Raw genomic sequence first — 18,276 nt, 5'->3', positions numbered from 1 at the left:
TGCGCCGCCACGATACCATACGATCGTATTGTCCCGCTCGACTGCATCACAGGAGGACGGATGCCCCGGATCGGCGCCTTCCGAGACGACCCCGCGCGCGCCCGCTATCTCGTCGCCTACGACGCGGCACTGGCGACCATGCCGCAGACCACGGCCGTCTCCGAGGTCGACACCGCCCTCGGCACGGTGCACGCATGCACGTGGGCGGGCGATCTCGGTGGACCGCCCGTGCTCCTCCTTCCCGGGATCACGTCGGGCATCCCGATGTGGGCCGACAACCTGCCCGCGCTGCTCGAGTCGGGTCGCACGATCATCGCGGTCGACGCCCTCGGCGACGCCGGCCGATCGGTGCAGCGTGCGCCGATGACGTCGATGGACGACCAGGCGCGATGGCTCGTCGAGGCGCTCGACGGCCTCGGCGCCGAGCGCGTCCACGCGGTCGGGCACTCGTTCGGCGGGGCGACCGCCGCCGCGCTCGCCGTCCGCGAGCCGCAGCGCATCGCCTCGCTCTCGCTCCTCGAACCCGTCTTCACCTTCGCCTGGCCGCCGCCGGCGACGTTCTGGTGGGCGACCATCGCGACCCTCCCCGTGCCGACGGCGTGGCGGGAGCACGCGCTGGCCGCGCTCGGCGGCGTCGACGTCGAGGAGGTGCGCGCGCAGAGCCCGGTCGGGACCCTCGTCGCCGTCGCGTCGGAGACCTTCCGAAGTGCGCTGCCGACGCCGCGGCCGCTCGGCGACGCGCAACTCGCCCGGTTGACGATGCCGACCTACGTGGCCATCGGTGGCGGGCGCTCGCTGGCCGGTGGGCGTCGTGCGGCTGCGCGGGCGCGCGCCGGCATCCCGACGGCCGAGGTCGAGCTCTGGCCCGATGCCGGTCACTCGCTGCCCATGCAGCACCCCGCCGAGATCGCCGAGCGGCTCGAACGGCTCTGGGCGCGCGGCTGACGAACGACCGCCACCGGCCGCGCGCAACCGGTCATCCGGTCGCGCTACCTCCCTCCCAGTCGGGCGAGGCGCCCGGATGCCCCCTCCAACACCTCGAGTCGCTTGCAGAACGCGAACCGCACGAGGCTCGAGACGGTCCCGCGCCGTTCCGGCCGCACGAACGCGGTGAGCGGCACGCCGACGACCCCGGCGAGCTCGGGGAGCCTCCGGCAGAAGGCGTCGGCGTCGGTCACGCCGAGCGGCGAGGCATCCGCGACGACGAAGTAGCCCGCAGCGGGCAGCGCGACGTCGAAGCCCGCAGTGCGGAGTCCTGCGGCCAGCACGTCGCGCTTGGCCCGCAGCGCGGCCGCGGCATCCGCGAATCGGGCGTCGGGCAGGTCGAGCCCTGTCGCGATCGCCGGCTGGAACGGGGCACCGTTCACGTAGGTCAGGTACTGCTTCACCGCGAGCACGGCCGTGATGAGTTCGGCGGGGCCGACCGCCCACCCGACCTTCCACCCCGTCGTCGCGAACGTCTTGCCGCCCGACGAGATCGTGATGGTCCGCTCGCGCGCCCCGGGCAGCGTCGCGATCGGCACGTGCCGCCCGTCGAACACGAGGTGTTCGTACACCTCGTCGGTGACGATCAGCGCGTCGTGGCGTCCGGCCAGCTCGACGATGCGGTCCAGCACCTCGCGGTCGAAGACCGCACCGGTCGGGTTGTGCGGGGTGTTGACGAGGATGATCCGCGTGCGGTCCGAGACGGCGGCGCCGAGCACGTCGAGATCGGGTCGCCAGTCGGGGAAGGCCAGTGGGACCGTGCGCAGCACCCCTCCCGCACGTGCGACGAGCGCACCGTACGCGTCGTAGGTCGGTTCGAACGCGACGACCTCGTCGCCGGGTTCCACGAATGCGAGGATGGCCGCCGCGAGGGCCTCGGTGGCGCCGGCGGTGACCAGCACCTCGGTCGCGGCATCCGCCTCGAAGCCGTACCAGCGGGACTGGTGGCGTGCGATCGCCTCGCGGAGCACGGGCATGCCGGGGCCCGGCGGGTACTGGTTCACCCCGTCGGCGATCGCCTGGCGAGCGGCCTCGAGCACCTCGGGCGGGCCGTCCTCGTCAGGGAATCCCTGGCCGAGGTTCAGCGCACCGGTGCGGGTGGCGAGCGCACTCATCTCGGCGAAGATCGTCGCGCGCACGGTGCCGTCCCCGGCGAGCAGGCCGGCACCGGCAGCCGTCCGTTGCCAGGGCGCGCGCGGGCCGGGTCGCGGTTCGTCTGGGGCAGCGGCATCCGTCACGTTCACACCGTATGTCAGGGTGCGGTGGCTACGCTGGGCGACGGTTCCGGATGACTCCCGGTGAAGGGATAGCGGACTCATAGACTTCGCCGACCTGCCGCACAGACTGCGGGTCGAGCATGGTTCACAGCTTGGAAGGAGCTGAAATGACCGACAACCAGCACGGCACGGCAGCGGGGGAGCCCACCGACAGCGAGCAGGCGAAGGCCGCCGCATCCGAGGTGCCGGAGCAGGTCGAGGCGCAGACCGTCGCCGAGGCGACGACGCCCGCGACCGCGATGCCGGCCCCGGCCGACGAGCAGCCGGCCGCACCTGAAGCATCCACGGCGCCCCCGGCGGCGTCCACGCCGGCCCCGGTTGCGCCCGCTGCGCCCGTCGAGCCGGTTGCGCCCGTCGAGCCGGTTGCGCCCGTCGAGCCCGCGTCGCCTGTCCCCGCCGCATCCGTCGCGGCTCCGACGGTGCCGACGGCTCAGGCGCCGACCCCGCCGGCCGCACCGGCGGCGCCGACTCCGCCGGCGGCACCGGCCGCACCGACCGGAACCGTGTATGCGCCCGGCCAGTCGCCGCAGCCGTACCACGCGCCCCAGTACAGCCACCAGACGGCGGCGTACCCGCAGCACCCGCAGCACGCCTACCCGCAGCACGCGCAGACCCAGCCGACCGAGCCGATCGCCGGTTCGGTCCCGCCCGCATTCGGCGGCCCGGCGGCACCGGCTCCGGCGGCCTCGGGCGAGCCCAAGCGTCGCACCGGCCTCGGCATCGCGGCCGCCGTCGTCGCCGCCGCGCTGATCGCCGGCGCAGCGGGCGTCGGCGTCGGCGCCGTCGTCGTCGGCAACCAGGCGTCGCCGGCCTCGTCGACGTCGTCCGAATCCGGCACCGGCACGCAGAACCTCGTGGTCAACGACCTCGACTCCGTCAACCAGATCACCGCGGTCGCCGCCAAGGCGAGCCCCAGCGTCGTCACGATCTCGGTCGCCGGCAGCTCCGCGGGCGGCACCGGATCGGGCATCATCCTCTCCGAGGACGGCTACGTGCTCACCAACACGCACGTGGTCACGCTCGACGGCACGGCCGCCGACACCACCATCTCGGTGAAGACCGCCGACGGCCGCCTGTACACGGCCGAGCTGATCGGCACCGACCCGCTGTCCGACCTCGCCGTGATCAAGCTGCAGGATGCCTCGGGCCTCCAGCCGCTCGAGTTCGCCGACTCCGACGAACTCAACGTCGGCGACGTCGCGATCGCGATCGGCGCACCGCTGGGGCTCTCGGGCACGGTGACCAACGGCATCGTGAGCGCCCTGAACCGCAGCATCGACGTGCAGTCCTCGGCCGCGCCCGAGACGCCCGACGACGGCGAGCAGCAGGAGGGCGAGGGCGACAGCCCGTTCGACTTCTGGAACTACGAGGGCCAGGAGGGCGGGCAGCAGCAACAGCAGTCCAACTCGGGCGGCACCATCTCGATCCCCGTCGTGCAGACCGACGCGGCCATCAACCCGGGCAACTCCGGCGGCGCCCTCGTCGACTCGACGGGCAAGCTCATCGGCGTCAACGTCGCGATCCTGTCCACCGGCGGCACCAGCTCAGAGGCCGGCAACATCGGCGTCGGCTTCGCCGTCCCGGCGAACCTCGCCGAGCGGGTGGCGAAGGAGATCATCGAGAACGGTTCGGCCACGCACGGTCTGCTCGGCGCGGTCGTGACCAGCGCCGAGTCCGCCGAGGACGCCACGATCGTCGGCGCCCTCATCACCGAGGTGACGCCCGACGGTGCCGCCGCGCAGGCGGGTCTCGAGGCCGGCGACGTCGTCACCGAGTTCAACGGGGTGCCGATCACCGACCAGACCGACCTCACCGCGCAGGTCCGCGCGCAGGCCGGCGGTTCGACGGCGAAGATCACCTACGTCCGCAACGGCCAGGAGCAGACGGTCGATGTCACGCTGGGCACCTTCGAGGGCTGAGCCCGACCCGATCGCCCGCGGGGCCGGCACCTGAGGGTGCCGGCCCCGCGGCGTTCGACCAAAGGTTCGGCCATCGGGCGGCCCGATGCGGCCTCCGCGTCGGCTGCTAGGCTCGATCGACCCCAGCACGAGTGAGGACCATTGCCCCAAGAGTCACCGGAGGCGACCCCGTCGCCCGCTGACGGCGTCTCGTTCGTCATGCCGGTGCTCAACGACGTCTCGCACGTCCGGCAGGCGGTCGAGTCGATCCTCGCGCAGGACTACGCCGGGCCGGTCGAGGTCCTGATCGCGCTCGGCCCCTCGATCGACGGCACGACCGAGCTCGTCGAAGACCTGGCCTCCCGCGACGAGCGGATCCGCGTGCTCGACAACGAGGTCGGTTCCACGCCGGCCGGCCTCAACCTGGGCATCCGCGCGGCGAGGTTCCCCGTGGTCGTCCGCGTCGACTCGCACTCGATGCTCCCCGTCGACTACACGCGCATCGCCGTCGACGCGCTCGCCCGGACGGGGGCCGACAACGTCGGCGGCCTGATGGACGCCAAGGGCGAGACGCCATTCGAACGCGCGGTCGCGCTCGCGTACACGACGAAGGTCGGCCTCGGCGGGTCGGCGTTCCACGTCGGCGGAGCGGAGGGCCCGGCCGAGACCGTGTACCTCGGGGTCTTCCGTCGGGATGCGCTCGAGCGCGTCGGCCTCTTCGACGAGACCGTCAAGCGCGGCCAGGACTGGGAGCTCAACCGGCGTCTCCGCGAGACGGGTGGCACCGTGTGGTTCACCCCGAGCCTCGCGGTCACCTACCGCCCGCGTTCGAGCGTCGAGCGGCTCGCAAGGCAGATGTTCTCGACCGGACTCTGGCGGGGCGAACTCGCGCGCCGGTTCCCCTCGGCCAACGGCATCCGCTACTTCATCCCGCCGCTCATGGTCGTCGGCGTCGTGCTCGGCACGCTGCTCGGCATCGGAGGCATCGTCCAGGCGGCGCTCGGAGCGTCGCCGTGGCTGCTGCTCGGTTTCGCGATCCCGCTCGTCTACGCGCTGTTCGTGGTCGTCGCGACGCTCGCGTACGCTCGCGGAGCGGGCCCGGGGGTGGCGAGCCGGTTCCTCGTGGTGCTGCCGTGCATCCACGTCGCCTGGGGCGCCGGATTCGTGCTCGGCTACCTCTCTCTCGCCCGCAATATCGCCAGTCACACGGGAAGGTGAGGGGTTGACCGCATCCGTACCGGCACGCCCGTCCAGCATCGCCGAGCTCAAGGCCGTCACGCAGCCGCCCGAGGTGCGCGGTCGCCGCAACGCCGAGCACTGGACCGCCTCGCTGTACCTGCGCTTCCTGTCGCCGTACGTCACGTGGGTGCTGCTTAAGACGCCGATCTCGGCGAACGGCGTCACCGGCCTCATGATCCTGGTCGGCTGGTCGACCGCGGCCGCGCTCCTGATCCCCGGGATCTGGGGGCCGCTGCTCGCGGTCGTGCTGGGCCAGTTGCAGATGCTGGTCGACTGCTGCGACGGCGAGGTCGCGCGGTGGCGGCGCACGTCGTCGCCGGCCGGGGTGTTCCTCGACAAGGTCGGGCACTACACGACCGAGGCGCTCATCCCGCTCGCCCTCGGCATCCGGGCGGCGGCGTACCCGCTCGAGTTCCCCGCCGATTTCCTGTGGACGACCGTCGCGGCGTTGCTGGCACTCGTCATCGTGCTCAACAAGGCGCTCAACGACATGGTGCACGTCGCGCGTGCGAACGCCGGCCTGACGAAGCTCGCGGACACCACGGGGGAGTCCGCGCCCCGCGGCGGGCTCATCGCGAAGCTGCGCCGAGCGGCCCGCTTCCTGCCGTTCCACCGTCTCTACCACTCCGTCGAACTGACCCTGATCGCGCTCGCGGCGGGAATCGTCGGCCTCTTCGCGGGTCAGCCGCTCGTCGACCGGGTCGTCGTGCTGGCGTTGCTCCCGCTCGCAGTGCTCGCGCTGGTCGGCCACTTCGTCGCGATCATGGCGAGTCGGCGTGTCCGGGCCTGACGCTTCGGCCATCCCGCGCGTCGGGGTCGTCGTGCTCACCCAGGGGCGCCGGCCCGACGACCTCGCGCGGGGGATCGCGAGCGTCCTCGCCCAGCGCGAGGTCGTGACCGACATCGCGGTCGTGGGCAACGGCTGGGATCCGGCAACGGCCGACCCGCCGCTCCCCGAGGGCATCACCACCGTGCACCTGGAGGAGAACCTCGGCATCCCGGCCGGGCGCAACCGCGGCGTGCCGCACGTGACGGGAGAGGTCCTCTTCTTCCTCGACGACGACGCCTTCCTCCCGCACGACGACTTCCTCGCCCGGGGCGCGCGGATGCTCGCCGACCGGCCCGACCTGGGGCTCGTCCAGCCGCGGGTCGTCGACCCGACCGGGCTCGAGTCGCCGCGCCGCTGGATCCCGCGGATCCGCAAGGGCGAGGCCACGCATTCGTCCGACGTCTTCTCCTGCTGGGAGGGCGCGGTGCTGCTGCCCCGGGCGGTGTTCGAGCAGGCCGGCGGGTGGGGCGATCCGTACTTCTACGCGCACGAGGGCATCGAGCTCGCCTGGCGGGTCTGGGAGACCGGGCACCGCGCCTGGTACGCCGGCGACCTCGAGGCGGGGCATCCGGTGATCGATCCCGCCCGGCACGCGGAGTACTACCGGCTCAACGCGCGCAACCGCGTGTGGCTCGCGAAGCGGAACCTGCCCTGGGTGCTCGTGCCGCTGTACGTCGGCTCGTGGACCGCGATCCAAGTGCTGCGCTGGGCGAGGCATCCGGCGGCGCTCAAGGCCTGGTTCGGCGGCTGGGCCGACGGCTGGCGCGAACGGCCCGGCGGCCGGCGGCCCATGCGCTGGCGCACGGTGTGGCGGATGACGCTGGCGGGCCGCCCTCCGGTCATCTGACGCCGCCGACGTAACGATCGGCTCTCGGTCTGCGTGCGGGGGCGGTTCCGGAATGCCCCTCGGTCGGGGGTCGGTACCCTTGGGACAGTGGGATTGAAGACTGACGCCGGCCGTGCCGTGAAGCTCGCGAAGAACATCCTGGCTTCGCGCAGGGCGCAGCGCCGCCTGACGGCGAAGCTCGCCGAGCAGCCGCCGCTCGAGCCCCACCGCTTCCGCATCGGCGTGTACTTCGCCGACGGCAAGGTCAACCTCTACCAGCTGCGCCAGTGGTACGCGCCGCTCGTCGAGCTCGCGAAGACGCACCCCGTGCTCGTGCTCAGCCGCGCCTCCGGCGCCGCGCTCCAGCTCCTCGACGAGTCGCCGCTGCCGGTCGCGTACGTTCGCCGCGTCGCCGACCTCGAGCGCGTCATCCACCAGCAGGACCTGCACGTCGTGTTCTACGTGAACCAGAACGCGAAGAACTTCCAGATGATGCGGTACGGGCGTCGTTGGCACGTGTTCATCAACCACGGCGAGTCCGACAAGATGTACATGACGACGAACCAGTTCAAGGCGTACGACTACGCCCTGATCGCCGGCGACGCGGCGCGCGCCCGCCTCGACCGGGTGCTGTGGGACTACGACTTCGACAAGCGGGCGATCCCGATCGGGCGCCCGCAGGCCGACCACTACCTCGACGGCACCGAGCTGCCGTACACCCCCGACGAGCGGGAGGTCGTGCTGTACGCGCCGACGTGGGAGGGCGACCGCGGCGCGGCCGCCTACGGATCGATCGCGAGCCACGGCGTGCACCTCGTCCGCGCACTGCTCGCGACCGGGCGCCACCGGGTCATCTACCGCCCGCACCCGCGCTCGGGCGTGCTCGATCCGGCGTACGCGGCGGCGAACCGCGAGATCATCGACGAGCTCCGTCAGGCGAACGCCGAGGACGCGACAGCCCAGCACGTCTACGACGACGGACCCACTCTCGGGTGGCAGTTGGCGGCGGCGGACGTCGCGATCGTCGACATCTCCGCGATGGTCTACGACCGGCTGGCCGCCGGCAAGCCCCTGCTCATCACGCGGCCGGTGAACCCGGCGGCGCAGGTCGACACGAGCGGATACCTGCAGGCGTGCGAGTGGCTGGCGGCCGAGACCGGTGAGCGCATGCTGGCGCGCGTCGACGAGGTCGCCCACGACGAGGGTGCGCTCGAGCGGCTCGGGTACTGGGTCGAGCGGTACTTCGGCGACACGACGCCTGGCGCCACGACAGAGCGGTTCCACGCCGCGGTCGATCACCTGCTCGCCGAATGGGAGCGTTTCGCGGCGCTGCACGCCGACGACCCGGTCGACGACGACGAGGGTGAGGCCGACGACGACGAACTCGAGGCGACGGCCTAACCGGGCGATCCGGGCGCGGCGCCCTCGACGGGCGCCTCGCCCTCGGGCGCACCGCCTTCATACGCACCGCGTTCGGGCGCACCGCCTGAGGGCTTGCCACCTGACGGCGCGTCGTCTGCCGGTACCTCGTCGGCGTCGTTCCGCTTCCGGGTGAGCGCACCGCGCGCGGCGCGTCCGGTCGCCTCTCCGGCCGAGCGGATGCCCCGCGCCGACGCCGAGGCGAGCGTGCCGAGCGTGCCCGCGATCGCGCCGCCGACGCGTCGGCCGGCCGTGACGACCAGGGCTTCGTCGCCGCGCGGCTCGAGTTCGGCGGGCAGCAGCATCGGGGCCTGTCCGAATGCCAGTCGCGACTGCGCGAGCACACGCCGGGCGAGCACGTGGTTGCCGATCCCGCCGATGGCCGCGCCCACGCCGAACGGCAGCGCCTTGCCGAGCCAACCGACCCCGCCGCGCACGGCGAACTGCTTGACGAACGTGCGCCGCAGCGCGTCCACGAGTGTGCCCATGACGGCCTTCGGCACGGTGTTCGTCACCAGTTCGCCCCAGTAGGCGCTGCGCGCGATGCCCGTGCCGGTGGCCTGCGCGGCGAACTGGCGCACCAGGTCGCTGCCCTCGGACCCGAGCATGAGCGTCATCACGAGCGCCCGCGCGCGTTCGGGGTTCTCGACCGGGATGCCGTGCACTTCGGCGACCGACTGCGCGAAGAGCGCGGTCGCCTCGAGGAACCCCGCGGTCTCCACGCCCGACAGCGCGAGCGTCACCCCCGTGCCGATTCCCGGGATCACCGCCGTCGCGCCGACCGCGGCGCCGCCGGTCGTCACCGCCGTGAGGTACCGCTGTTCGAGAATCCGGACGATCCGCTCGGGAGGGGCATCCGGGTGGCGCCGACGGATGCCGCGCAGGTGCGCGACGACCACGGGCCGCTGGATCGCGAGCACCGTGTCGATGCCCCGCTCCATGCCGTGCGCGCGCGGCTGCTGCGGCGCGCTGCCGTCGGGGCCGGGCGACCCGGACTCGTGCGGCGCATCGCCGCCCATCGACGTGATGTGGTGGACGCGTTCGGGCATGCAGGGATTGTACGCAGCCGAGCCGTGCGCAGCCTCGGGCTTGACGCGCCGGTGCGGGACGCCGCCCGTTACGAGCCGTGGTCGGCGTCGTACCGCTCGAGCACGCGTTGGATCGGCCCGTCGAGCACCAGTGCGCCCTTGTCGAGGTAGAGCCCTCGCGTACAGAACCGGCGCAGGTCGCGTTCGTTGTGGGAGACGAAGAACATCGTGCGCCCGCCCGCGAGGAGCTCCTCGATGCGCGCGTAGCACTTCTCGCGGAACGCCTTGTCGCCGACCGCGAGCACCTCGTCGACGAGCAGGATCGGCTCGTCCAACTGCGAGATGACCGAGAACGCGATGCGCACCTTCATCCCGCTCGACAGGTGCTTGTACGGCGTGTCGATGAAGTCGCCGATGCCGGCGAATCCGATGATCTCGTCGAACTTCGCGTCGACCTGGGCGCGGGTCATGCCGTGCAGCCCGGCCGTGAGGTAGACGTTGTCGCGCACCGTGAGGTCGTCGACGAACCCGCCGGTGATCTCGATGAGCGGGGCGACGCCGCCCTCGACCGAGACGCCGCCCTCGTCGGGCAGCATGACCCCGGCGACGAGCTTCAGGAGCGTCGACTTGCCCTGGCCGTTGCGCCCGACGACACCGATCGCCTCGCCGGCGCGCACGTCGAACGAGACGCCGCGCAGGGCCCAGAACTCGCCGGGGCGGGTGCGTCGTCGCCGACCGCTCAACAGGTCCTTGAACGAGCGCCGGCCGCGCCGGTTGCGGCGGAATCGGATGCCGAGCCCGTCCACTCGGATCGCATACTCGCCCGGAAGTCCGGGCGTCGCGGAGGCCGCCGTCGTGGCATCCGACATCAGATCTCCTTCAGCACGTGGCGCTCCGTGGCGCGGAAGACCTGGAGCCCGATGAGGAGGAACAGCACCGACATCGCCGCGCTGACGGCCACCTCGAACCAGATGAGCTGCTCGGGGAAGAATCCCGCGCGGTACAGGCCGAAGATGCCGGTGAGCGGGTTGAAGGCCGCCCAGAACTCGAGTCCGTCGGGGAGGTCGGTCGCCCCGTAGATGATCGGCGAGGCGTAGAACAGGAAGCGAAGCACCAGTTTCACCGCCCGCTCGAGGTCGCGGAAGAACACGACGAGCGGCGCGACGATGAGCGAGAGGCCGGCGGTGAGCACCGCCTGGATCAGGATCGCGAGCGGGAAGTAGACGAGCTGCCAGGACACGGATGCCCCCGCGACGATCGCGAACAGGGCCAGCACCGGGATCGCGAGGACGAACTCGATGCCCTTCGACAGCACGATCCGGTTGACCCAGATCGTCCGGGGGATCATCGTCGAGCGGACCAGCTTCGCGTCCTTGAGGAACGCCCGGGTCGAATCGGACACGGCGCCGTTGAACCACATCCACGGCAGGAGCGCGGCGAGGAGGAAGACGATGTAGGGATCGGTGCCGACCGGGCGCTGGAACACCTGGGTGAACACGAACCAGTAGATGCCCGCCATGACGAGCGGGTCGAGCACGGACCACAGGTAGCCGAGCGCCGACGTGGAGTACCGCACCTTCAGGTCGCGCGTCGTGAGCAGCCAGAGCGAGTGACGGTACCGCGACCACCGCGTCCGCTGGAGCGGGTGCGTGTCGGCGTAGCTGGTCACGCTCCCATCGTAGATGGGCACGGCGCGGCGGCCGGTGCGCGCCGCGTCGCCGTCTCGTCGCGCAACCGTCACCCATCGTGGAGACGGCGGCGGTAGGTTGGCAGGATGCATCGTGCGAGCACCCGGATCCTGCTGACCTGCGCTGCGATCGGCGTGGGCGGGGGACTGGTCGCCGGTGCATCCGGATACCTCGCCGCGGCGTTCGCGGCGTTCGGCCCGCTGTTCTACGGACTCACCGCGGGCTCGCACTTCCTGCCCAGCGTCGTCGCCCTCGCACTGCTGAAGCGGCCGGGCACCGGGCTGCTCGCGGGGCTCATCGCGGGCCTCGTCGGCGCGGCGTTCGCACCCTGGTGGTTCTGGCGGTACGTCGGCACGGGCCTGCTCGTCGGCGTGCTGCTGGAGATCCCGTTCCTCATCGCCAGGTACCGCCGCTGGGACCCGTGGATGTTCTACGTCGCGGGCGGACTCGCCGGACTCGTGCTCGCCGTGGGCGTCTTCTTCGCGCTCGGTGCCGAGCACTACGCGTGGTGGGCGTGGGTCGTCGCGCTCGTGTGCTGGGTCGCGAGTCCGGTCCTGTTCACGTGGATCGGACGGCTCATCGCCCGTGCCCTCGAACGCTCCGGCGTCAGTCGCAACCAGCCCACCCGAGCCTGAACCCCGACGCTGACGGGCGCCTGTTCCGGCGAGCGCCCTACACTCACCCCGTACACGCAGAAGAGCGGATGCCTCGGGCATCCGCTCTTCTGCTGTGGTGCAGGTCCGGTCGGGTCACACGAAGTGGTTCGCGCGCTCCAGGTCTTCGGCGAAGTCGATCTCGACCGCGTAGAGGTCGGAGACGTCCATCGGCTCGACGAGCAGGCCGTTGCGCTCGATCGCGAGCTCGAGGCCGCGCTCGAAGTAGTCCTGGTCGCCGACGCGCTGCAGGTGCGCGAGGAAGGTCGCCTTGTCGCGGCTCGAGATGTAGTTGATGCCGACCGCCTCGCCGAGTCCGCCGCGGACGGTCTTCGAGAGCTCCTTGATGTAGCCCTCGGCGCTCGTCGTGTACTTGACCTCCTCGTCGGAGACCTTCGCGGTGTTGACCGTCACGAACGACTGGTCGCGCTCGATGAAGGGAAGCGCGCGGTCGAGGATCGCCGGGTCGAACACGACGTCGCCGTTCATCCAGAGCACGCCACCGGGCTGCGAGGCCTTCAGCGCACGCATGAGCGACTTCGAGGTGTTCGTCTGGTCGTACTCCTCGTTGTAGACGAAGGACGCCTGCGGGAACGCCTCGATGATGTGCTCGAGCTTGTAGCCGACGACGATGGTCACGCTCGGCTTCGGGCCGAATGCGTGCTCGATGTTGTCGAACTGCTGGCGCATGATGGTGCGGCCGTCGCTGAGCTCGGTGAGGGGTTTCGGGAGGGAACGCCCGAGCCGGCTTCCCATGCCGGCTGCGAGGATCACGATCTGGGTGGACACTGCATCTCCTTCGGTGGTCGGGTGCGGTTGCCGGGCCCGATCGCACCGCGGCTCATCGCCTGCTGCCGATCGTTCGCCCGTCGTTCACCCGGAAGTCTGGAAGTGGACACGCCGTTATGCCGCGGCCAGCCTATCCGGTCGACCTCGACGAGCGCCGGGAACTGTGGACGGTCGTCATTCGATCGTGACGTTTCGCTCAGGCTACGCACAGGTTTCGATCCCCCTCGGGGATGAAATACGCCGTCGGGGGAGCACTGCGGCGGCCCACGTTGATACCGTTGCCGGGTGACTTCTGGTTCGCGCGAAGCAAACGACGACGAGACGCGAGGAGACACCGGCCGGGGGACGACCGATTCACGGGGTGCGTCCGCCCCGAGTCGGAGCCCGCGGGCGGCGTCGACAGCGCGTCGCGCCCCGGCGCGCGGCCCTGCCGATCGTGCCGCGGATGCGGACGCCGCGGCGGAGGCCCCGAAGCCGACGCGAAGCCGCACTCCGGCAGCATCGGGGAGCTCGGCCGCGAAGCGCCCCGCGCCCGCGAAGCGTCCGGCGGCGGCGAAGCGTCCCGCCACGGCGAAGCGTCCGGCCGCCGCCGAGCCCGGCGCGGAGTCGGTCCAGGCCGTGGGCCCTGCGGACGGTGAGCAGGCGGCCCCGTCCGAGAAGCCCGGTCCCGCGAAGTCGACCGCATCGAAGTCGGGCGCCGCGAAGACGACCGCATCGAAGTCGGGTGCGGCGAAGTCGCCGGCGAAGACCGGCACGGCGAAGCCGGCCGCCTCGAGAACCGGGGTCGCGAAATCGCCGGCCGCGGAGACGGATGCTGCGCCGCCCGCGTCGACCGACACGACGCCCGCCTCGACCGACACGACGCCCGCCTCGACCGACCGTTCGACGGGTGCGTCGAAGCGCACCCCTGCCTCCCGATCGGCCTCGAAGTCCTCGGCGTCGTCGCGGGCGCGTGCGGCGGGCAGTGCCAGGACCACCGCCGAGAAGGGTGCCGCGTCGACGGCCGCCGCCCGAGCTCGGGCCGCGGAGTCGACCGCACGGAAGCGGCAGACCCCGCGCGTCGCAGCATCGCTGACGACGGAGACGACGGCCGCAGAACGGCCGCGCAAGATCGCGGACGCGGAGCAGCCCGAGTCCGCTGCGACGGAGATCGCCGAGCGGGGGGTGCTCGACGACGAGGCCATCGCCGCAGCCGTCGCGACCGCCGCCACTGCGACGGCCGCTGCCGTTCCGACTTCGAAGCCGGAGCCGGTCGCGGACACGTCGCCGACGGTTCCTGTTCCGGCGGCGGAGCCGGCGGAGCCGGAAGCCGAACCGGAGGCCGAGGCGTCTGTGGAGTCCGAGCCGGAGCCGAAGCCCGAACCGGAGCCCGACGCGATCGCCGAACCGGAGCCCGAGGCCATCGCGGAACCGGATCCGGAGCCCAAGGACCTGGTCGAGCCCGAGCCCGAAGCGGCTGCCGAGCCGGAGTCGGTCGCCGCAGCGGTCACCGCCGCCGTCGTCGCGGCGCGCACGCTCGAGGCGCCCGAGGCATCCGCCGCGTCCGACGAAACCGTCCGGTTCCCGTCCACGCCGACCACCCCGGCCGGTCGCAAGCAGCGAACGCTTCGGGTCGCGCGCCCGGCGCCGTCGCCCGAGGCGCCCTCGGTGCTGCAGGTCGAGGGGCTGACGAAGCAGTACGGGCCGACGCTCGCGGTCGACGGCATCTCGCTCGACGTGCGCGCCGGATCGTTCTTCGGCGTCGTCGGCCCGAACGGCGCCGGCAAGACGACGACGCTGTCGATGGTCACCGGCCTGCTGCGGCCGGACTCGGGCACGGTACGGATCCACGACGTCGACGTCTGGGCCGATCCGCGTGCGGCGAAGCGCATGACGGGTGTCCTGCCGGATCGCCTGCGCCTGTTCGATCGGCTCACGGGCGCCCAGCTCCTCGACTACTCGGGCACCCTGCGCGGGCTCGACCAGCGCACGGTGCGCGAACGCTCGGCCGACCTCGTGCAGGCGTTCGGCCTCGAGGACGCGATCGATCGACTCGTCGCCGACTATTCGGCTGGCATGACGAAGAAGATCGCGCTGGCGTGCGCCATGATCCACTCGCCGCGCATCCTCGTGCTCGACGAGCCGTTCGAATCGGTGGATCCCGTGTCGGCGGCCAACCTCACCGAGATCCTCGAACGGTACGTCGCCGGCGGCGGGACCGTCGTCCTCTCCAGCCACGGGATGGACCTGATCGAGCGCGTCTGCGACTCGGTCGCGATCGTCGTGGCCGGCCGAGTGCTCGCCCAGGGCACGCTCGACGAGGTCCGGGCGGGAGACACGCTCGAGGACCGGTTCGTCGAGCTCGCAGGCGGGCGCAAGGCCGCGGAGGGGTTGGAATGGTTGCACAGTTTCTCCGACTGAGGCTGCAGCTGCTCGGCAACGGCTTCCGTCGCAGTACCTGGCATGTCGTCGGGATCGTCCTCGGACTCGTGTACGGGCTCGGTTTGGCGATCGCGCTGTTCGCCGTCCTCGTCGGGTTGCGCGGCTTCGACGACGTCGAACTCCTGCGGGACGCGATCACCGTCGCCGGTGCGCTGACGCTCGGCGGGTTCATCCTGCTGCCGCTGATCTTCGGCAGCGACGATGCGCTCGATCCGCGCCGGTTCGCGCTGTTCGGCATCCCCGATCGGACCCTCGCGCTCGGACTCGGCCTCGCCGCGCTCGTGGGCGTGCCGGCGCTCGTACTCGCGATCGTCCTCACCGGCACGATCGTGACCTGGTCGCGCGGGTTCGGCGAGACGCTGCTCGCCGTCGTGTGCGCGCCGATCGCGCTCGCCACCTGCATCCTGATCGCACGCGTCACGACCGGCATCGCATCGCTCGTCCTCACGAGCCGGCGCGCGAAGGAGTTCATGGGCGTGCTCGGCGTGCTGCTGCTCGTCGCGATCGCCCCCGTGCTCGTGCTCCTCGTGACGATGGACTGGAGCGAGTTCGGCGTGCCGCTCCTCGAATCCGCAGGCGGATTCCTCGGCTGGACTCCGCTCGGCGCCGTGTTCGCCGCGCCGGGTGACGCCGCCGCCGGCGCCTGGGGCGCTGCGCTGCTGAAGCTCCTCATCGCCGCCGGGACGGCCGGGCTCATCTGGCTCGGCTGGCAGCGCCTCGTCGCGCACATGCTGGTGACGCCCGGACGCCAACCGTCGACGCGCAGCTACCGCGGCCTGGGCTGGTTCGACCTGCTGCCGCACACGGGCGCGGGGACCGTCGCGGCGCGAACGTTCACGTACTGGTTCCGAGACCCCCGGTACTGGGTCGCGTTCATCATCATCCCGGTCGTGCCGGTGCTCGTGCTCGTGCCGCTCGCGATCGCCGGGGTTCCCGCTTCGTACCTGCCGCTGATCCCGGTGCCGCTCATGGCCCTGTTCCTCGGCTGGAGCGTCCACAACGACGTCGCCTACGATTCGACGGCGGTCTGGCTGCACGTCGCATCAGGCGTGCGCGGCGCCGCCGATCGCTTCGGTCGCCTCGTGCCCGTGCTGGTCGCCGGCATCGTGGTGATCGGCCTCGGCAGTGCGGTGACCGTGCTGGTGCTCGACGACTGGCGCATGCTGCCGAGCGTGCTCGGCGTGAGCACGGCGCTGCTGCTCGCGGGCCTCGGCATCGGGTCGATCATGAGCGCACGGTTCCCGTACCCGGTGGTCAAGCCCGGCGACAGCCCGTTCCAGCAGCCGCAGTCGACCGGCGCGTCGGGTGCCCTCGTGCAGACGGCCGTCATGCTCGGGGCGCTGCTGGTCGCGGCGCCCGCGATCTGGTTCGGCGGCCTCGGCATCGTCGTCGACCCCGAGTGGCACGTGATCTCGCTCTTCGCCGGAGTCGGTGCCGGCCTCGTCGTGTTCGTCGCCGGCATCTTCGTCGGCGGCCGCATCTTCGTGCGCCGCGGCCCGGAGATCCTGCAGGCGGCGATCCGCGCGTAGGCGCCCGACGCCCGGCCGGCGCGTAGAATCGAGCGCATGTCCCACTTCCCGCAGGCCAGCATCGCCGACCCCGATCAGCCCGGCGGCGGCACCTCGGTGCTCGATCGCGAACTCGAGAAGCTCCTCGAAGAGGAGCACATCGAACCGGGCGATCACGAGCGTTTCTCGCACTACGTCAAGAAGGACAAGATCCTGGAGTCGGCGCTGACCGGCAAGCCCGTGAAGGCGCTGTGCGGCAAGAAGTGGACGCCGGGTCGCGACCCCGAGAAGTTCCCGGTCTGCCCGACGTGCAAGGAGATCTACGAGCGGATGAAGCAGGAGTGACCGCTCAGCGGTAGGTCGTCGGCACTGCGGGTTCGCCGCGGCCGAGCCGGAACGCCTCGATGGGCAGTTCCTGCATGACCGACGCGCGGTGCTCGCGCGCCGCACGCGTGCCGGCCGGGCCCGTGTACGAGGCATCCGCTTCGCCGTCGCGCATGAGCTGCACCATCAACGGACGCAGCCGGTCGTCTGCGGCGAACTCGTCGTCCCCGTCTGGGCCGTCCCCGAGGTAGACGATCTCCTCGCGGGCCGTGTGGGTCGAGTCGAGGCGCCTGGCCGCGTTCTTGCGTCCGCCGACCGACGCCTTCGACGTCGACGCCTTGGCCACCGGCACCCACTCGCCCTCGTCGTCGCGACGGGCCACCAGCTTGAACACCATGCCGGCCGCGGGCGCGCCCGATCCGGTCACGACCGAGGTGCCGACCCCGTACGAGTCGACCGGGGCACCGGAGAGCGCGGCGATCGTGAACTCGTCGAGGTCGCTCGTGACCGTGATCTTCGTCCCGACGGCGCCGAGCCGGTCGAGCTGGTCGCGGACCGCCGCCACGACGGTCGGCAGGTCGCCCGAGTCGATGCGGACCGCGCCGAGCTCCGTGCCGGCGACGCGCACCGCGGTCTCCACGCCGCGCTCGATGTCGTACGTGTCGACGAGCAGGGTCGTCTTCGGGCCGAAGGCCTCCACCTGCGCGCGGAACGCCTCCTCCTCGCTGTCGTGCAGCAGGGTGAACGCGTGGGCCGCGGTGCCCATGGTGGGGATGCCCCACGCCCGCCCTGCCTCGAGGTTGCTCGTCGCGTCGAACCCGGCGATGTAGGCCGCGCGGGCCGCCGCGACCGCCGAGCGCTCGTTCGTCCGGCGGGAGCCCATCTCGGCGAGGGGGCGGCCGAGCGCGACCGACACCATGCGCGCCGCAGCGCTCGCGACCGACGAGTCGAAGTTCAGGGTCGACAGCACGAGCGTCTCGAGCATCACCGCCTCGGCGAACGACGCCTGGATCGTGAGCAGCGGCGAACCGGGGAAGTACGCCTCGCCCTCGCGGTAGCCCCACACGTCGCCGCGGAACCGGTAGTCGGCGAGCCAGTCGAGCGTCGCCGGCCGCACGACCTCGTTCGTGCGGAGCCACTCGAGGTCGGCATCCTCGAACCGGAAGCGCCCGATGAGCTCCAGCAGTCGGCCGGTGCCCGCGACGACGCCGTATCGGCGCCCGTCGGGCAGGCGTCGGGCGAACGCCTCGAACAGGCTCTCGCGATGCGCCGTCCCGTCCAGCAGGGCGGCATCCACCATCGTGAGTTCGTAGCGGTCGGTGAAGAGGGCAGCTGAGCCGGTCACGGGTCGAGCCTACCCACGGGGCGGTGAACGGATGCCGCATCACGGGCT

At 71.8% G+C, this 18,276-nt stretch carries 17 protein-coding genes; 10 read left to right on the top strand and 7 right to left on the bottom strand.

From position 1 onward, the window contains the following. The first annotated feature begins 60 nt into the window (after positions 1–60). Complete coding sequence (locus ELQ40_RS11675) at positions 61–945, top strand: alpha/beta fold hydrolase (protein ID WP_164863565.1); 885 nt, start codon at positions 61–63, stop codon at positions 943–945. Between the two features lie 44 nt (positions 946–989). Here ELQ40_RS11675 and ELQ40_RS11670 read toward each other — a convergent pair whose 3' ends face one another. Continuing rightward, positions 990–2,222: an aminotransferase class I/II-fold pyridoxal phosphate-dependent enzyme gene (locus ELQ40_RS11670; RefSeq protein ID WP_240665765.1), complete on the bottom strand. Its 1,233-nt coding sequence runs from the start codon at positions 2,220–2,222 to the stop codon at positions 990–992. Positions 2,223–2,368: 146 nt separating this feature from the next. Here ELQ40_RS11670 and ELQ40_RS11665 point away from each other — a divergent pair, with 146 nt between their 5' ends. The 5 genes from ELQ40_RS11665 (at position 2,369) to ELQ40_RS11645 (ending at position 8,454) form a co-directional block, all read left to right on the top strand. Continuing rightward, on the top strand, positions 2,369–4,180 hold the full coding sequence (locus ELQ40_RS11665; protein ID WP_240665763.1) for a S1C family serine protease: 1,812 nt from the start codon (positions 2,369–2,371) through the stop codon (positions 4,178–4,180). A 198-nt stretch (positions 4,181–4,378) separates the two neighbouring features. Beyond that, on the top strand, positions 4,379–5,377 hold the full coding sequence (locus ELQ40_RS11660; protein ID WP_127795276.1) for a glycosyltransferase family 2 protein: 999 nt from the start codon (positions 4,379–4,381) through the stop codon (positions 5,375–5,377). A 4-nt stretch (positions 5,378–5,381) separates the two neighbouring features. Further along, positions 5,382–6,188 carry a CDP-alcohol phosphatidyltransferase family protein gene (locus tag ELQ40_RS11655; protein ID WP_127793835.1) on the top strand — a complete coding sequence of 269 codons (807 nt, stop codon included), beginning with the start codon at positions 5,382–5,384 and terminating at the stop codon, positions 6,186–6,188. Next, positions 6,175–7,074 carry a glycosyltransferase family 2 protein gene (locus ELQ40_RS11650; RefSeq protein WP_127793834.1) on the top strand — a complete coding sequence of 300 codons (900 nt, stop codon included), beginning with the start codon at positions 6,175–6,177 and terminating at the stop codon, positions 7,072–7,074. Before ELQ40_RS11655 ends, ELQ40_RS11650 begins: the two co-directional genes overlap by 14 nt. 87 nt (positions 7,075–7,161) lie before the next feature. Continuing rightward, positions 7,162–8,454 carry a CDP-glycerol glycerophosphotransferase family protein gene (locus ELQ40_RS11645; protein ID WP_127793833.1) on the top strand — a complete coding sequence of 431 codons (1,293 nt, stop codon included), beginning with the start codon at positions 7,162–7,164 and terminating at the stop codon, positions 8,452–8,454. Here the strand turns inward: ELQ40_RS11645 and ELQ40_RS11640 are convergent. The 3 genes from ELQ40_RS11640 to ELQ40_RS11630 form a co-directional block, all read right to left on the bottom strand. After that, positions 8,451–9,521 (bottom strand): hypothetical protein, encoded by a 1,071-nt coding sequence (locus ELQ40_RS11640; RefSeq protein WP_205649327.1) that lies wholly within the window; start codon positions 9,519–9,521, stop codon positions 8,451–8,453. The two genes, ELQ40_RS11645 and ELQ40_RS11640, sit on opposite strands and share 4 nt — an antisense overlap. Before the next feature lie 68 nt (positions 9,522–9,589). After that, complete coding sequence (locus ELQ40_RS11635) at positions 9,590–10,369, bottom strand: ABC transporter ATP-binding protein (protein ID WP_127793832.1); 780 nt, start codon at positions 10,367–10,369, stop codon at positions 9,590–9,592. Beyond that, positions 10,369–11,169: an ABC transporter permease gene (locus tag ELQ40_RS11630; RefSeq protein ID WP_240665761.1), complete on the bottom strand. Its 801-nt coding sequence runs from the start codon at positions 11,167–11,169 to the stop codon at positions 10,369–10,371. The genes ELQ40_RS11635 and ELQ40_RS11630 overlap by 1 nt, the downstream gene beginning before the upstream one ends. A 105-nt stretch (positions 11,170–11,274) precedes the next feature. Between ELQ40_RS11630 and ELQ40_RS11625 the strand changes: the two genes are divergently transcribed. Then, entirely contained in the window at positions 11,275–11,823 is a 549-nt protein-coding gene (locus ELQ40_RS11625; RefSeq protein WP_127793830.1) for an ECF transporter S component, read from the top strand. A 114-nt stretch (positions 11,824–11,937) separates the two neighbouring features. On the opposite strand, the gene ELQ40_RS11620 is transcribed toward ELQ40_RS11625, so the two are convergent. Continuing rightward, entirely contained in the window at positions 11,938–12,630 is a 693-nt protein-coding gene (locus tag ELQ40_RS11620; protein ID WP_127793829.1) for an NTP transferase domain-containing protein, read from the bottom strand. Then, entirely contained in the window at positions 12,612–13,892 is a 1,281-nt protein-coding gene (locus ELQ40_RS11615; RefSeq protein WP_127793828.1) for a hypothetical protein, read from the bottom strand. The genes ELQ40_RS11620 and ELQ40_RS11615 overlap by 19 nt, the downstream gene beginning before the upstream one ends. Positions 13,893–13,962: 70 nt before the next feature. Between ELQ40_RS11615 and ELQ40_RS11610 the strand changes: the two genes are divergently transcribed. The 3 genes from ELQ40_RS11610 to ELQ40_RS11600 are packed head-to-tail and all read left to right on the top strand — an operon-like array spanning position 13,963 to position 16,904. After that, complete coding sequence (locus ELQ40_RS11610; RefSeq protein ID WP_240665760.1) at positions 13,963–15,030, top strand: ABC transporter ATP-binding protein; 1,068 nt, start codon at positions 13,963–13,965, stop codon at positions 15,028–15,030. Continuing rightward, positions 15,006–16,580: a hypothetical protein gene (locus tag ELQ40_RS11605; protein ID WP_127793827.1), complete on the top strand. Its 1,575-nt coding sequence runs from the start codon at positions 15,006–15,008 to the stop codon at positions 16,578–16,580. Before ELQ40_RS11610 ends, ELQ40_RS11605 begins: the two co-directional genes overlap by 25 nt. A gap of 36 nt (positions 16,581–16,616) precedes the next feature. Further along, positions 16,617–16,904 carry a DUF3039 domain-containing protein gene (locus tag ELQ40_RS11600; RefSeq protein ID WP_127793826.1) on the top strand — a complete coding sequence of 96 codons (288 nt, stop codon included), beginning with the start codon at positions 16,617–16,619 and terminating at the stop codon, positions 16,902–16,904. A 4-nt stretch (positions 16,905–16,908) separates the two neighbouring features. On the opposite strand, the gene ELQ40_RS11595 is transcribed toward ELQ40_RS11600, so the two are convergent. Further along, entirely contained in the window at positions 16,909–18,228 is a 1,320-nt protein-coding gene (locus ELQ40_RS11595) for a nicotinate phosphoribosyltransferase (RefSeq protein WP_127793825.1), read from the bottom strand. Positions 18,229–18,276 lie beyond the last annotated feature (48 nt).

The sequence above is a fragment of the Agromyces sp. LHK192 genome (assembly GCF_004006235.1).
Taxonomy (GTDB): Bacteria; Actinomycetota; Actinomycetes; order Actinomycetales; family Microbacteriaceae; genus Agromyces.
Note: the sequence above shows the minus strand (reverse complement) of the source record. Positions and strands in the feature narration are given on the sequence as shown.

Excerpts from the sequence above, each read along its gene's own strand:
- ELQ40_RS11675 (WP_164863565.1), top strand. The coding sequence starts at position 61 with ATGCCCCGGATCGGCGCCTTCCGAGACGACCCCGCGCGCGCCCGCTAT.
- ELQ40_RS11665 (WP_240665763.1), top strand. The coding sequence starts at position 2,369 with ATGACCGACAACCAGCACGGCACGGCAGCGGGGGAGCCCACCGACAGC.
- ELQ40_RS11660 (WP_127795276.1), top strand. The coding sequence starts at position 4,379 with ATGCCGGTGCTCAACGACGTCTCGCACGTCCGGCAGGCGGTCGAGTCG.
- ELQ40_RS11640 (WP_205649327.1), bottom strand. The coding sequence starts at position 9,521 with ATGCCCGAACGCGTCCACCACATCACGTCGATGGGCGGCGATGCGCCG.
- ELQ40_RS11635 (WP_127793832.1), bottom strand. The coding sequence starts at position 10,369 with ATGTCGGATGCCACGACGGCGGCCTCCGCGACGCCCGGACTTCCGGGC.
- ELQ40_RS11625 (WP_127793830.1), top strand. The coding sequence starts at position 11,275 with ATGCATCGTGCGAGCACCCGGATCCTGCTGACCTGCGCTGCGATCGGC.
- ELQ40_RS11605 (WP_127793827.1), top strand. The coding sequence starts at position 15,006 with ATGGTTGCACAGTTTCTCCGACTGAGGCTGCAGCTGCTCGGCAACGGC.
- ELQ40_RS11600 (WP_127793826.1), top strand. The coding sequence starts at position 16,617 with ATGTCCCACTTCCCGCAGGCCAGCATCGCCGACCCCGATCAGCCCGGC.